The sequence below is a fragment of the Labilithrix sp. genome, from assembly GCA_019637155.1.
Classification (GTDB): Bacteria; Myxococcota_A; Polyangia; order Polyangiales; family Polyangiaceae; genus Labilithrix.
In genome coordinates, this window is record JAHBWE010000015.1 from 215,142 (window position 1) to 229,702 (window position 14,561).

Below are 14,561 nucleotides of genomic sequence, written 5' to 3' on the forward strand. Positions count from 1 at the left end.
CATACTCGATGGCACGCTCCCTCGCCGTGCTGTGTGGACAGCTCGTCGTCGTCGGCATCGGCGGCGTCGAGCTTGCGGCCGCGGAAGCCACCTCGCTGAGGAGCGGCGAGCGTGGCGGCGTCGTGCTGTTCAAGCGCAACGTCGTGCAGGGTGAGCTCGGCCGCCTCGTCGCGCTGACGCGGTCGATCCGTGAGGCCGCGGGAGAGGACGCGCTCGTCGCGATCGATCAGGAGGGCGGGCGCGTCGTTCGGATTGGCTCCCCTGCCCTCGCGCTCCCGCCGATGCGCCGCATCGGGGACCGCGGGGACGTCGCGTTCGCCCGGCGGCTCGCGGAGGCGCAGGCGAAGGAGCTCGCCGCGCTCGGCATCACGATGAGCTTCGCGCCGGTCGCGGACATCCACACGCGTCCCGAGAACCCGATCATCGGCGACCGCGCGTTCGGCTCGACCGCCGAGGTCGTGACGCGGTTCGCGGGAGCGTGGGCCGAGGGGCTCGCTCGAGGCCAAATCCTCTCCTGCCTCAAGCACTTCCCCGGGCACGGCGACACCACCGTGGACTCGCATCTCGCGCTCCCTCGCGTCGAGCGCGATCGGGCGGGCCTCGACGCGATCGAGCTCGCGCCGTTCCGCGCGCTCGCGCGTCATCCCGACGTGCATTCGATGATGACCGCCCACGTCGTGTTCCCCGCGCTCGACCCCGACGTCCCCGCCACGCTGTCGCGTGCAGTTTGCACCGATCTCGTCCGGCGCGGGCTGGGCTTCGACGGCGTCCTCTTCTCGGACGACCTCGAGATGAAGGCGATCGCGATCCCCGCCGGAGAAGCGGCGGTGCGCGCCGTCGGCGCCGGCTGCGACGCCGTCCTCGTGTGCTCCCGCGCCGACATGGCGGCCGAGGCTCACGCCGCGCTCGTGCGCGAGGCCGAAACGTCGCCGGCGTTCCGCGCGCGCTGCGAGGAAGCGGCGGCGCGGATGACGGCGATGCGCAAGAAGCTCCAGCCCCGGCCGGTCGAGGAGCGCGAGCTCGACGCGGTCTTCGCCGCCTCGCGCGCGATCGCGACGGAGCTCGGATGAGCGGCACCGTCGGCATCTCCGCGAAGCGCATCGTCACGTGCGATCCCCGCAACGCGACGCCGGACAACCCGCTCGCGGTGGTGGAGGACGGCGCGATCCTCTACGACGATCACTCGATTAGCTGGATCGGGCCGCGCGCGTCGGTCAAAGACAAGGTCGAGGTCATCGACTACGGCGACCGCGTCGTCACGCCCGGCCTGATCGACGCGCACACGCACGCGGCGTGGGTCGGGTCTCGTCACAACGAGTACGTGACGCGCATGGCGGGCGGCGACTACCGGAAGATCGCCGAGGGCGGCGGCGGCATCCTCGCGACGTACCGCGCCGTCGCGAAGGCGAGCGAAGACGCGATCGCCGAGGAGCTCACCGCGCGCCTCCGCCGCATGGCGGACCTCGGCGTCACGACGGTGGAGGTGAAGAGCGGCTACGGCCTCGAGCCGGAGTACGAGCTGAAGCAGCTCCGCGCGATCGCGAAGGCGCGCGCCGATGCTTCGCTGCCTTCCGTCGCCGCGACGTACCTCGCCCTCCACGCGCTGCCCGAGATGGCCCGCGCGAACCGCGACCACTACGTGCTCCGCGCCGGGACAGCGCTCGTGCAAGAGGTCGCGGAGCAGCGGCTCGCGCACTTCGTCGATGCCTACGTCGATGACAACGCGTTCACCGCCGATGAGGCGCGCATCGTCTGCGAGAGCGCGCGGCGCAAAGGCCTCGGCGTGCGCCTCCACGTCGGGCAGTTCGCGGACGTCGGCGGCGTCGAGCTCGCGATCGAGGTCGGAGCGAAGTCGGTCGATCACCTCGAGCACGTCAGCCCCGGCGGCATCGCCGCGCTCGCGAAGGCCGGCGTCGTCGCGACGCTCCTGCCGATCGCGAGCTTCACGCTCCGGCAGGAGCCACCGCCGATCGAGGCGCTGCGCAAGGCCGGCGTCACGATGGCGATCGCGAGCGACGCGAACCCCGGGACCGCGCCGAGCGAGAGCCTCCCCCTCGCGATGGGACTCGCGATCGCGACCTACGGCCTCACGCCGGCGGAGGCGATCCTCGGCGCGACGCGCGCAGCGGCGATGTCGCTCGGGCTCCACTCGAGCAGCGCGGGCCGCCCCCGCGGCTCGCTCGCCCCGGGCGCACGACCGGACATCGTCGTGTGGGACCTCCCCCACGAGCACGCGATCTTGCAGCCATGGGGCGCGGCGAAGACGCACCTCGTGCTCCGCAACGGCCGCCCGATCGGCGGCAGCACCACGCGCGCATAGCTATTCGACCAGTCTTCGTCCAACGCGCCACGATCGGATCGCGTCGAGATCGAGGTCGACGATCTCGGCGAGGAGATGCTGCATGCGCTCCGCCCGCGCGGGCTCGGCGCGTGCGAGATCGCGGCGCTCCTCCGGATCTGCGCAGACGTCGAAGAGCACGCGATAGCCCGCGCGCCCGTCCTCCACGAGCTTGTCGCAGCCGTCGACAACCGCGAGTTGATGCGCGTCTTTGTCGCCGTTCTCCGCGAAGACCCAGCTCGCGCGGCGGGTGCCGCCGCGGAGCAGCGGAACGAGGCTCTCGCCGTGACGGCGGTACGGCACTTGCACACCGGCGAGGTCCATCAGCGTCGGCGTAACGTCGACGAGAGAGACCGCTGTCTCGATAGTCCGCGGAGGGCCGACGTCGTCCTCCGGCGCGCAAAGGACCAGCGGAACGCGCAGCTCTTCGTCGAAGAGCGTGTGACCGTGACCTATGGCCCCATGCTCGCCGAACGCTTCGCCGTGGTCGGCCGTGAGCACAACGACGGCATCGGCGGGAAGCGACGAGAGAAACGCGGCGAGCGGTTCGTCGAGAGAGAGCGCACTGCGAAGGTAGCCGCGCCGCCCGGCACCGCCGCGGTACGGCGTGTGGAGATCCATAAGATGGATGCGGAGGTGGAGCGAACCGCGCTCCGCACGCGCGATCTCGGCGCGCGCAGTCTCGAAGGCCGTCTCCGCGAGCGGGAAGACCGTGTCGTTGGTGTCCGGTAGCGTGCCGCCCTCGACGTAGCCGGTGAGGAACGAGAAGTTCTGCGAGTGGAACGGCGGGAACACGACTGCCGTCCGGTACCGCCCCACGACCGCGAGCGACGCCGCGAGCGTCGGCGGGCGCGATATGATGCCACGCTCCGGAGCCGCGAGCGCGATCTGCCAACCTCCCGCGTCGTCGAGGAGGTGACGCGCGAAGACACCGGTGTGAAGCGCGACGAGCGACGGCGCGGTGTACGACGCGGTCGCTCGTGCGTTCGAGAAATGCACGCAACGATCGGCCCACGCCGATGTACGCGGGAAGAGCTCGCGACCGAATGCATCCGCACGCCACGCGTCGATCGTGACGAAGAAGACCGACGGCCTCCTCTTGCGCGGCGAGCGCGCGGCATCGGGCACGTGGATGCCGCCGGGTGCGAAACGGCGCATCGCGAGCGTGATTCTTGCGTCTCCTCCGCGGCAGTTCTGATCGACGCCATCGTCGGGGATGTCAGTTGCGTGCGGGGCGACGGACGGATCGATGTCGTCGCAGTCGAGGCCGAACGCGCGCGAGGCGCCGTCACCATCGAGGTCGGTGACGGCGACGAGGAGCGCCTTTCCCAGCGGCGCGAACGGCGCGACCTGGCTCTCGAAGCGCGAGAGCTCGGGCTTCCACGCGTTCAACGCGACGAACGCGGACGCGATGACGTAGCCGAGCGCGACGCTGCGACCTCGTAACGGACCGCGAGGGAAGTCAACGGTGGCGCGCACGAGCACGAACGCGAGCGCGGCCGAGAACGCGGTGGCGCGAGGAGCGAGCAGCGGCACGACGCAAGTCGCGAGCAGGCCTCCCGCAAGCGCCCACAAGAGCGCTCCGGCCGGATGGACCGTGCCGCGGAGGGTCCACGACTTACGGGCCGCAAGCGTGATATCGACCACGAGCGCCACGAACGCGATCGCAGCGGCACCGAGCGCTCCAGCGTGCCAGGGAAGCTGGGTGCGCTTGCCCGCCGTGAGCGCGACGAGCGGAAGCGCGACCGCGGCGAGAAGGAGGACGCGAAGGACGCACGGCGGATGCGTCGCATGCGCCGCGAGACGGACGAGAAACGACGAAACGCGCGCGCCGTACTTCGTGCGCGCGACGGCGGTGAGGACGAGATCGACAATGAGAAAGACCGGAGCGAGTGCGGCAACGCGGCCGAAGTGCGCGCCAACGTCGAAAAGCGCGTCCTCCGCACCGGCGAAGCGCGCGGCACCGACGGCCGTTCGGACGGCGAGCTCGAACGCCGTCAACGAGAGCACGAGTACGAGCGTCCTCGATCCGCTCGCGCGAAGCGCCCTCGCGCCTTCGGCGTCGAGCATCGGCACACACGTACTCTACCACGTCGAAGCGTGCACTAGCTGCCACGGTGTCGATCCCATCGACACCAAGTTCGAAGGCTTTCCCCGACCGATTGGATATACTTCCGCCCGCGCTCGTCTCCAAGGAGCACGAGAATAAGCAGCGCTCCAGTGGCGAAGCCAAGTCCGACGCCGTAGCCGCGCGGCATGCGAGCGGATGCCTCGAGCCGATGCCGGCCAGGAGCGACTCTCACGGAGAAGAATCCCGGAGCGACGCGGCGTGTCGGCAAGAGCTGGTGCCGTTCGCGCACCTCCCAGCCCCTGTACGCAGTTGCTCGAAAGACGACATCGACCGGGGTCGAGGTCTCGATCTCGGCTTCAAAGGCTCCCGGTTCGCGCGGTTCCTCGAGAACCTTGGCCAAGTTTGCGTCGCACCCGTCCGCGGGAAGCGCCTCACGTGCGAGCGGGATGTTCTCCGACTCGAGCACTACGAGCTCGCGGGGATCATCGAGGAGACGCGCCCCCTCCCGGTACGCCGCGAACATCGAGTGGAGCTCCGCCGAGAGGTCCTTCTCTCTGCCGCGAAGGGCTTCGCGGACGCAGGCAACGCCGACGAAGTCTGTTCCTCCGAGGCGACGCGAGAGCTGGAGGCCACCGGACGCTTCGACCAACTCCCATGCGGTCGCCGGTCCAGGGCGCCGCGCAGGCGTATGTACGAGCGACCGAATGCCGAGGCTCTCGGCGCGGCCTGCGCTCATGGGAAATTCGGGGTCGACCGAGTCGAAGGCGACGAGATTGACACCGACGTGTGCCCCCGCGCCGTAGCTCGATGCGAGCGCACCGCTATGCGGAAGCACCGCGCCGTGGCTTGCCGCGCACGCGTGAAGCGCTGAGCTCTCGAAGGCGGTCCGCCCGTAAGGCGCCGACGACAGCCAGCGCTCGACTGCGCTCGTGTCGAGGTACTCGAGGAGCGGGGCACATCCGTCCGGCATGCGGTCCCGCGAAAGCTCGACCGCATGACGGTGCAGTCTCTCCACGCGTGTCGGTAGCGTCAGACAAGCCCCGACGATGAGCAGGGAGGGAAGTGCCGCTCGGACGAGCTCACGCGCTCGCGGTGCAATGTGCTCGGTCAACGCGACGATCCACGCCGCGAGCTCATCAAGTGCCACCGCAATCGATGCGGCAGCAATCAGCGGGATCAGAGCGAGCGCACGCATCGGCTGAAAAATGGAGAGCAGAGCGGAACCGAACGCGCCGGTCGATGCGAGTGCAGGTCCGATGCTCGCCATGGCAAGGGTGACGCACGACGCCGTGAGCAAGGCGCGAGACCGCGGCAACTTCCAGCGAAGCACGAGGACGACGGTAGCTGCACCCCACATGGCCCCGACGACGGGCGTGTGCTTGTAGTCAAGAAGATCGCCATCGACGATCGAGTCGAACATCCTCGACGCGCCGAAGCCGACGTGCCGCCACGTCAGGTTTGGCGGCCATCCGAAGGGAACCTCCATCGAGGCGATCCCGGGCAGATAGAGAGCAGCCGCGACAAGGCCGCCTCCAAGAACCGAACGTAAGGCTCTACCAACGACGGGGCGTTGCCATGTTGCGACGGCTCCGGCGACGAGCACGGGCGCCATCACGGTGAAGACCTGAGGGTGCGTCGCAGCGCACAAACCCGCGAGAAGTGGAGCTAGCTCGAACCGCCAACGCCGCGTCAGCGTCGCCACCCAAGCAACGGCAATGGGAACAACGAGCACCTGCGAGAGCAGCCCGATAGCGAAGAACGGCTCCCAGCCGCCGGTGAACTGTGTGTACGGAGCCACCCACACGCTAGAGATCGCGGCGGCGGCGGCGGAGAAGGCGCGAATCCTCGAGAGATGTCCCGCAAGGAGGATGAGGATAGGAGCTGCGAGGAATGCTGCGAGGCCGAGTCCTTTGACAGCGACCACGGGGTGCACGCCAATTCGAAGGAGCACCGCGGTTACGAGCCAGGGGAGCGGAGGATAGTGGAGCGCGAACGGGAACCCCCCGTTGTACGTCGGGATCCAGCCGTGAGGCAGGCCAGCACGTGCGATGTCCTGGGCGATAGCGAGGTGCGAGCTCGTGTCAACGAGGAGGCGCGAACGTGGCCCTGCCAGGAGTGCAGCGTCGACGAGAAACGGAGAGAGAGCGAGGACCACGGCGACGGCGGCCATCATCCATGCGCGGCGCGATGACGACGAAGGCGCTGTAGTTGTTCGCGTACGCATCACGGCCAAGCGAATGACGAGCACAGCGGCGATCAGCGTGAGGACGATCATGGTGGCCCGCGGCGACGCCAGATCCCGAGCAGGGACCAGCTAAGAAAGCTCCGTTCGACGGAGATGAGAGACATCGACTCGCCGAGAGCGAGCCGCTCGAGCCGCGCTTTGTCAAACTTCGTGGGGTGGATGTCGCGGCGCGAGAATCCGTCACGGCGCGCGAGCCACTCGAGGGCCGTCGCTTCGAGCAATGGCAGCGTGGAAAACCGGCCATAGTTCGGCGTTGTGAGGACGAGCGATCCTCCGGGACAGAGGCGCGCGCTGAGTGTGCGCGCCCATCGGATCGGCTCGAGCGTGTGCTCGATCACCTCCTTCGCGATGACGACATCGAACGGGACATCGAACTCACCCCCGCGCGGAAGCTCGTAGGGGCCCGGACACACCGCGAAGCTCGCGGCGCGCTCAAGCCGCGCTTCTTTGCACTCGCGTATGGCACGGTCGTCGATGTCGCAGCCGAACCAGCGTGTCGAGGGCGGTGCACCGACGATCTCGGTCTCGAGACCGCAGCCGACGATGAGGACGCGCGGGCTAGCACCATGTTCCGCGATGACGCGAGCGATGCGGCGCGTGAGCGGCCGGTGGTAGAGCGACCACGGAAGACGCTCGCGTCTTCGATGGTTCGAGAAGTAGTCAGCAGCGGCCCGCATCCTTAGCCACCGCGCTTATGCGCTACGATCAAGTACTCGGCAGGGCTGTCCGCGTCGGGAGCCATTCGGCCGATCGCGTTCACGATCGCGCGTGAGAGGTCGACCGTCAGAGGGCGAAGCGCAGGGAGCGCGATCCACCGTCCGGTGAGCTGTCTCGTGACCCAGCCGAGCAAGCTCGGATACAGCATCAGATCGAAGGCCCATGACGTGGGACGCATCGCGATCGGGCGCACTTCGTCGACGTCGAAGCCCGCCCGGTAAAGGCGCTCGCGCCATCCAGCAGCGTCGTAGAGATGAACGTGTGAAAACACGCGATCGAGTGCGTCACCGTAGGCCTGGGCCAGCCCCGTCAAGCCAGCGGCTCGAAGCGCCTCCGGAATCGCGAGATGGTAGGTCCAATCGGGCGTCGGCACTATGAGCACGAGCTGACCTGCAGGCTTGAGCGCGCCGCAGATATTGACGAGGGCGCCGTGAATATCGGGGACGTGCTCGAGGCTGCAGTTTGCGATCGCGCTTCCGAAGAACGAGGTCGGCAAATGAACCCCAACGATGTTCCCACAGATGAGGGTTTGATAAGCGGCGGTGCGCTGGGCGCGCTGAACCTCGCTGGGGTTGATGTCGATCCCCCAGGCTTGCTTCTGTGGATACGCAAGGCGTGCGAACAGGCCATCCCCACACCCCACGTCGAGCAGAGGTTCGGCGAGAGCGATCTCGCGTACGGCCCGAAGCCGGACGCATTCGCGGATAGCGAGCGCGGCCGGTGCGAACGAGTAGTAGGCCGAGAAGTCGCGCGGATCGATCGGCCATTCCGACGTCATGCTGAGCACTGAGCATGACCCGCGAGGCGGGCGACCTGCAAGGATCTCGCGCAGTCGAAAGCGGCTGAGATCGCGAAGCTCTACACGGGATGCTTGCCGATCCCCGCGGGTGGCCGCACGCCGGTGCCTTTGCGGCGGCTCACTACCGCGAGCGCTACAAGCGTCGCGGCGAAGGGCAAGATGCCGAAGAGCTGCGACGGCACGCGTGTCTGGTTCTGGAGGACGATCTGGAGGGCGTCGAGGGTCGCGAACGCGGCGCAGGCGGCGAGGGCGCGCCAGGGGCGCCAGCCGGCGACGATGACGGCGGCGAGCGCGATGAAGCCGCGGCCGCCGGTCATGCCCGACTGGAACTGGTGCAGCTCGAAGGCGAGCGCGGCGCCGCCGAGGCCGCATGCGGCGCCGCCGAGCGCGACGGCGAGCATCCGCGTCTTCGCGACGTCGACGCCGACCGCCTGCGCGGCGGCGGGATCCTCGCCGCATGCGCGGAGACGCAGGCCGAGGCGCGTCCGCGCGAGCATCCACGCCGCGACGCCGCAGGCCGCGACCGTGAGGAGCACGAACGGATCGAAGAGCGTGCGCACGAAGAGGCCGCCGCCGATGCGGACGCCGGGGATCGTCGGCGAGTTCGAGCTCGAGTCGTAGAGCGCGCGGAGCACGACGCGCGTGCCGCCCGCCGCCGCGAGGTTGATCGCCAGGCCGCTCACGATCGCGTCGATGCGGCCCTTCACGACCAAGGCGGCGTGGCCGAGCCCGATCGCCGCGCCGCACGCGACGCCGGCGGCGATGCCGAGCGCGCCGCTGCCCGTCGCGCCGTTCACCGCGACCGCCGCGAGCGCCGCGGACAGCAGGATCCCCTCGAGGCCGATGTTGACGATGCCGCTCCTCTCGCCGAGGACGCCGCCGAGGCTCGCGCAGGCGTACGGGATCGTCATGCGGATCGTCTGCGCGAGCATCGTGCCGCTGACGATGACGTCGAGCGCGCTCATGCCGGCCTCACGCGCGCGAGCACGGCGGCGCGGAGCTTCGTGTCCGCGAGCGCGACCGCGCAGATGACGACGCCCTGGAGGACGTCCATCAGCTCCTTCGGGACGTGGGCGTTGAGCGCGAGGCCGCCCTGCTGGAGCGTTCCGAAGAGGAGCGCCGCGAGCACGAGGCCGACCGCGCTGCCACGACCGAGCAAGGCTACCGCGAGTCCACCAAAGCCCGCGCCCGCGCCGAGGCCTTGCTCGAAGTAGGCCTTGTAGCCGAGCACTGTGCCGAGGCATCCCGCGCCCGCGATCGCGCCCGAGAGCACGAGCGCTTGCTCGAGGCGGCGGCGCACCGGCACCTTCTCCGCCCGCATCGCCGTCTCGCCGAGGCCGATGAGGCCGAGCTCGCGGCCGAAACGCGTGCGGCGATGCACGACGACCATCGCGCCGGCGGCGACGAGCGCGAGGAACGCGGTCACGTTCGCGGCGCTGCCGCGGAACGCGCTCCAGAACACCTCGAGGCGCGGGAGCTGCGCGCCGCTCACGACGTCGGCGGTCCGAACCGTGCCCGGCAACGCGAAGCCGCCGGACTCGAGGACGAGGCCGATCACGCCGTCGGCGATGCGGTTCATCATGATCGTGGAGATGACCTCGTGCGCGCCGAAGCGGCCCTTGAGGACGGCCGGCACGTAGGCCCACGAGCCGCCGGCCGCCATCGCCGCCGCGATCACGAGCGGGAGCGCGACCACGGCGGGCGTGGCGGCGGGGAGCGAGCTCCCCACCAGGCCGGCCGCAAGGCTCGCGATCATGAGCTGCCCCTCTGCGCCGATGTTGAAGAGGCCGCCGCGAAGCGCGAGATCGACCGCGAGGCCGGTGAAGAGGAGCGGCGTCGCCTTGAAGATCACCTGCCCCGCGCCGTAGCTCGTGCCCCACGTGCCCTCGAAGAGGAGCGCCGCCATCGACGCGGGCGACGCGCCGTACGCCCACACGAGGAGGCAGAACGCGATCCATCCCGCGGCGAGCGCCGCGACGGGAGGCACCGCGCGCTCGGGCTCGATGCGAAGGCCCTTCATGCGCGCGCGTCCTCGCCCGCGCCGCCGAGCATGAGGCGGCCCAGCTCGTCGTCGGTCGTCGTCGGCGGCACCTCCGCCGCGAAGCTCCCGCGGACGAGGACGAGGATGCGATCGGAGAGGGCGCGGAGCTCGTCGAGATCGGCGCTGATGACGAGGACGCCCGCGCCGGCGCTCGCCGCGTCGCGGAAGCGCGCGTGGATCTCGCTCGCGGCCGCGAGGTCGACGCCGCGCGTCGGCTGCGAGGCGATGACCGCCTTCGCCGATCGCGCGAGCGCGCGTGTCACCACGATCTTCTGCTGGTTCCCGCCCGAGAGCGTGCGCGCGGTGCGATCGAGATCGTTCGGCGCGCCCGAACGCGCGAGGCGGTCGGCGGCCTCGGCCTCGAGCGCGGCGCCGCGGAGGAAGCCCCACGACGAGAAACGTTCGAGCTCGCCGAGCACGATGTTGTCGCGGAGCGTGGCGTCGAGGACGAGCCCTTCGGACTGCCGGTCCTCGCGCACGATCGCGAAGGGGCCGCCGGTGACGCGACCGGAGTCGGGGACGACGTCACCCGCGAGCACGGCGACGAGCTCCTTCTGGCCGTTCCCCTCCACGCCGGCGACGCCGACGATCTCGCCGGCGCGCAGCTCGAGCGACGCGCCGCGGAGGCCGCGCGCGACCGTGACGTCCTCGAGCGCGCAGACCGTATCGCCGACCTTGCGCTCCCGCGCCTCGTCGTCGGTGCGCTCCTTCACGCCCGCGCCGCCCATGATCGCGCGCGTGATGTCGTCGACGTCGCCGCCGCGCTCGATCGGTCGCGTGAAGACGACGGCGCCTTTGCGCATCACGGTGACGACGTCGGCGTACGCGCGGACCTCGTCCATCTTGTGCGTGACGACGACGATGCCGGTGCCGCCGTCCGCGAGCCGGCGCAGCGTCGCGTACAGCGCCGCGACCTCGCTCTTCGTGAGGACCGCGGTGGGCTCGTCGAGGATCACGAGCTTCGCGTCGCGGTAGAGCGCGCGCGCGATCTCGATCCGTTGGCGATCGCCGATGCCAAGCTCCTCGATCGGCGTGTCGAGCGGGATGTCGACGCCGAGCTCCTTCACGATCGCGGCCGCCTTCGTGCGCGCCGCCGCGACGTCGAGGACGCCGCCGCTGCGGACCGGCTCCGCGCCGAGCATGATGTTCTCGAGCGCGGTGAAGACGGGCACGAGCGCGAAGTGCTGGAGGACCATCGCGACGCCGCGGTCGATCGCGCCCTTCGGCGTGTGCGGCTCGAGCGGCGATCCGCCGATCAGGACCTCGCCGGCGTCGGGGACGATCATGCCCGCGACGAGCTTGAGGAGCGTGCTCTTCCCCGCCCCGTTCTCGCCGCAAACGGCGTGGATTTCGCCGCCGCGAAAGCTCGCGCTCGCGTCCACCACCGCCCGCACCTGCCCGAACGTCTTCGCGACCGCACGGGCCTCCGCGAGCAAGCTGGCCGCCACGGGCGCGTAATGTATCATCGAACGATGCGCCGCTTCGGGAGCCGCGCTCGCGGGGCGGGCGTCGTCGAATACGCGATCATCGTGGTCGCGGTGCTGCTCATCGCGGCGGGCAGCTACAAGATGCTCGGCGGCCAGCTCGCGAAGCGGGGCAGCGGCGCGGGAGACGTGGTCTCGGGCGACGACGAGGGAGGCGGCAAGAAGGGCGGCGGTGAGGCGGCCGGCGGCGGCAAGAGCGGCGGCGGGAGCGGCGGCGACGGCCACGTCGCGGGCAAGGCCCACGTCGCGGGCGCGGGCGGCGGCGGCTCCGAGAGCGGCGGCGGCGCGACGAGCGCGCGCGACACGAGCGACAGCAACGGACCGAAGAACGCCCCCGCGTCGGTGACCGGCAGCAGCGGTCCCACGAACGTCGACGAAGGCTTCAACAGCAAGCGCTGGATGGGGATCGGCTTCCTCGTCGTCGGCGTCATCGCGCTCGTCTACGTGCTCATGACGATGCGCGGCGCGAAGAAGATGGGCAACGCGCTCGGCCCGTCGAAGAGCGGGAAGCGCGCTTAACTAGGGCTTAGCGAGTGGGGGACTGGCGGACGTAGACGACCGCCATGGCGCTCGCGTGGACGCGCCGCCAGCGCGGATCGTTGTACAAGAGGGCGTCGAGGGGGTGGCCCCATTCCCACAGGACGATCCCGGCTTGATAGACGTCGAGAAGCTCTAGCGACCTCGGATCGCCACTCCACATCAGACCCGCGTCGTCGAAGGCCCCGTTCCCAAAGAGCTCGAGGTGGTCGCGGCCGTCGATGAAATACCTCGGCTGTCCCCTCCACGCATAGGCGAGGTAGCCGCCCCAGTGGAGAGGCGCCACGACGTTGGCCGGTTCGTTTGCGGCCGAGCGCGCACCGTGCGCCTCACGCGCAACGGCTGCGGCGAGGGCGGGGACGTCGTGGAGCGGGTTCTTCGGTGTCCTCGGCAGGAGCCCGAGCCAGTACGGCGTGGGAACGAGCGCGGCGAGCGCGGCGAGCGCCGCGACGGCCCGCGTGCCGCCATGCCGCCGCCGGAGGATCGCCTCGACGCGCGGGTGGCTCCACAGTGCGTCGAGGAGCGGGCCGGCGAGCGCGATCTCGACGGCGACGAGCGCTGTAGCCATGCGTCGCGACCGGCAAGCGAGCGCCAGGAAGCAGAGGAGGAATGCCTGTTCGGCGACGCGCATGCGGGTCGGACCGTGGTTCCGCGCGAGCGCGATCACGAGCGCGAGGGCGGGAGCGACGAGCCAGGAGATCTCGTGGAAGTCCGGCGAGCGGAAGAGGTCGAGCTGCACGGTGCTTGGGTCGAACGCAGTGCCTAACGCGAGCCGTAGGTAGCTCGGACCGTACGGCGTCACGCACGCAGCGGCCGCGGCGAGGCCCGAAACAGCGAGGAACCGCCTCACGGGCGGCCGCGTGGAACGAGGCTCCAGCAGGACGATCGCGGCGCAGAGCAGCGGGACGAAGATGGCCGCGAGGAACGAGAGATGTAGGTTCGCCCATGCGACGGTCAGACCGACGACGAGCAGCGCGGGTACGCGTTTGCCGTCGCGGAGACGACCGAGGGATCCGAGGAGGAGCACGAAACCGAGGTCTCCGAGGATCTGACCGCGTGCGCTCAGATCCTCGGCGTCGACCTGTACATAGAAGAGCGCGAGCGGCAGCAGCACCGCGCGGGAGAGCGTCCTGCGCGCGGAGCTCCTCCAGAGGAGCCAGACGGCGAATGCCTCGATCCCGGTTAGGACGATCATCAGCCCCTCGAGACGAACGGCTTCGACCACCGTCGCGAAGAGCAGGCACGCTCCGCTGCTCACGATCATCCAGCGGCCGGCCGATCCGAAAGCGAACGGATCGGATTCGGGTAGCGCACGATGCTCGAGGAGCCATCGTCCAGTCGCGATCGTCCAGAACCCGTCGCCGAGGATCGCCATGTGGTGCCATACGAGGGCGACGAGCGCGACGAGCCCTGCGGTCAGCAGCGCGACGGAGAGGAGGCGTTCGCTCCGCGAGAGATCGACTTGGGGGCTCACTCGCCCCACTCGTTCCGGAGCTCGTTGGCCTTGCGTCGCACGGGCTCCGATTCGGCGCGGGCCAGGACCTTCGAAAGGACCTTCCGCGCCTTCGCACGTTCCCCGAGATCCCAGTCGACCATGGCAAGCTCGAGATACCCGTCGCTCGGGACGGGCTCCCGCTGCGCCCACGCGAGCGCCACCGCGCGAGCATGGTGGAGATTTCGCCGACCGCGCCAGTAGACGACGGCGGCGCGGGGATCGTCGGGCGGCGCGGGGGTCGTCCGCACACTCGCGGCCGGGACGACGAGCCCGATCGAGCCTGCGACGAGGAGCGTCGACGTGAGCCAGCGAGGCGCGATGGTGGAGGCCACTTCGGCAGGGCGGCCGAGCCGGATCACGGCGACGGCGACGAGGAAGCACGGGACGACGAGCGCGCGAACGGCGAGCGACGCGAGGAAGAGCAGCCCGAGCGCTCCGACCACGACCTCTGGGCGCGAGAACCGCGGCACGCGCAGACGAACGAGCGCGAGGAACAAGAGGCCGATGCGCACGCCGAAGAGCAGGCCCTGCCCGGGCTCGTGCGCCGCGAACGGCGCGAATGCCGCGCGGAGACCGAGCACGTCGCTCTCGCGAGGGATCCACGCGAGCGCCGCGCACGGGAGGAGGACGCCGACGAGGTCGCCGAGACGGGGAGTCCGTCCCAGCACCGCAAGCGCGCCGAGCGCCGCGGCGACAGCAGACGCCACCGCGAGTACCGCGCTCGTCGGCACGAGCGCACGACCGACCGTCAGGGTGACGACCGGCACGGCACCGAGAGCAGTCCACCGCGAGAGCGGAGTCTCGAGCCAGCCTTCGAGCGACTCGCCAGGCACG

The 14,561-nt window shown here is 70.2% G+C and carries 12 protein-coding genes; 3 read left to right on the forward strand and 9 right to left on the reverse strand.

Annotation, left to right across the window (positions count from 1 at the left end; translation table 11 throughout):
- Positions 1 to 8: 8 nt before the first annotated feature.
- Complete coding sequence (gene nagZ / locus KF837_30275; protein MBX3231649.1) at positions 9 to 1,070, forward strand: beta-N-acetylhexosaminidase; 1,062 nt, start codon at positions 9 to 11, stop codon at positions 1,068 to 1,070.
- A complete protein-coding gene (hutI, locus tag KF837_30280; protein ID MBX3231650.1) occupies positions 1,067 to 2,320 on the forward strand; it encodes an imidazolonepropionase in 1,254 nt (417 codons plus the stop codon). Before nagZ ends, hutI begins: the two co-directional genes overlap by 4 nt.
- On the opposite strand, the gene KF837_30285 is transcribed toward hutI, so the two are convergent.
- The 7 genes from KF837_30285 to KF837_30315 all read right to left on the reverse strand — a co-directional run bounded on the left by KF837_30285 (position 2,321) and on the right by KF837_30315 (position 11,659).
- Positions 2,321 to 3,874, reverse strand: a complete 1,554-nt coding sequence (locus tag KF837_30285) for a sulfatase-like hydrolase/transferase (GenBank protein MBX3231651.1) — start codon at positions 3,872 to 3,874, stop codon at positions 2,321 to 2,323. It lies immediately after the preceding gene.
- A 569-nt stretch (positions 3,875 to 4,443) separates the two neighbouring features.
- Entirely contained in the window at positions 4,444 to 6,684 is a 2,241-nt protein-coding gene (locus KF837_30290; GenBank protein ID MBX3231652.1) for a hypothetical protein, read from the reverse strand.
- On the reverse strand, positions 6,681 to 7,331 hold the full coding sequence (locus tag KF837_30295; protein MBX3231653.1) for a class I SAM-dependent methyltransferase: 651 nt from the start codon (positions 7,329 to 7,331) through the stop codon (positions 6,681 to 6,683). The genes KF837_30290 and KF837_30295 overlap by 4 nt, the downstream gene beginning before the upstream one ends.
- 2 nt (positions 7,332 to 7,333) lie before the next feature.
- Positions 7,334 to 8,149, reverse strand: a complete 816-nt coding sequence (locus KF837_30300; protein MBX3231654.1) for a class I SAM-dependent methyltransferase — start codon at positions 8,147 to 8,149, stop codon at positions 7,334 to 7,336.
- Positions 8,150 to 8,229: 80 nt separating this feature from the next.
- A complete protein-coding gene (locus KF837_30305; GenBank protein MBX3231655.1) occupies positions 8,230 to 9,135 on the reverse strand; it encodes an ABC transporter permease in 906 nt (301 codons plus the stop codon).
- The gene (locus tag KF837_30310; protein MBX3231656.1) at positions 9,132 to 10,190 is read right to left on the reverse strand and encodes an ABC transporter permease; all 1,059 of its coding nucleotides are present in this window, start codon (positions 10,188 to 10,190) and stop codon (positions 9,132 to 9,134) included. Before KF837_30310 ends, KF837_30305 begins: the two co-directional genes overlap by 4 nt.
- Positions 10,187 to 11,659 carry an ATP-binding cassette domain-containing protein gene (locus KF837_30315; GenBank protein MBX3231657.1) on the reverse strand — a complete coding sequence of 491 codons (1,473 nt, stop codon included), beginning with the start codon at positions 11,657 to 11,659 and terminating at the stop codon, positions 10,187 to 10,189. The genes KF837_30310 and KF837_30315 overlap by 4 nt, the downstream gene beginning before the upstream one ends.
- Before the next feature lie 24 nt (positions 11,660 to 11,683).
- Here KF837_30315 and KF837_30320 point away from each other — a divergent pair, with 24 nt between their 5' ends.
- Positions 11,684 to 12,214 carry a hypothetical protein gene (locus KF837_30320; GenBank protein MBX3231658.1) on the forward strand — a complete coding sequence of 177 codons (531 nt, stop codon included), beginning with the start codon at positions 11,684 to 11,686 and terminating at the stop codon, positions 12,212 to 12,214.
- A 7-nt stretch (positions 12,215 to 12,221) separates the two neighbouring features.
- Here KF837_30320 and KF837_30325 read toward each other — a convergent pair whose 3' ends face one another.
- Both KF837_30325 and KF837_30330 read right to left on the reverse strand, forming a co-directional pair.
- Positions 12,222 to 13,706, reverse strand: coding sequence for a hypothetical protein (locus KF837_30325; protein MBX3231659.1), 1,485 nt, complete (start codon positions 13,704 to 13,706; stop codon positions 12,222 to 12,224).
- Positions 13,703 to 14,560, reverse strand: a complete 858-nt coding sequence (locus KF837_30330; protein ID MBX3231660.1) for a hypothetical protein — start codon at positions 14,558 to 14,560, stop codon at positions 13,703 to 13,705. The genes KF837_30325 and KF837_30330 overlap by 4 nt, the downstream gene beginning before the upstream one ends.
- Between the last annotated feature and the right edge of the window lies 1 nt (position 14,561).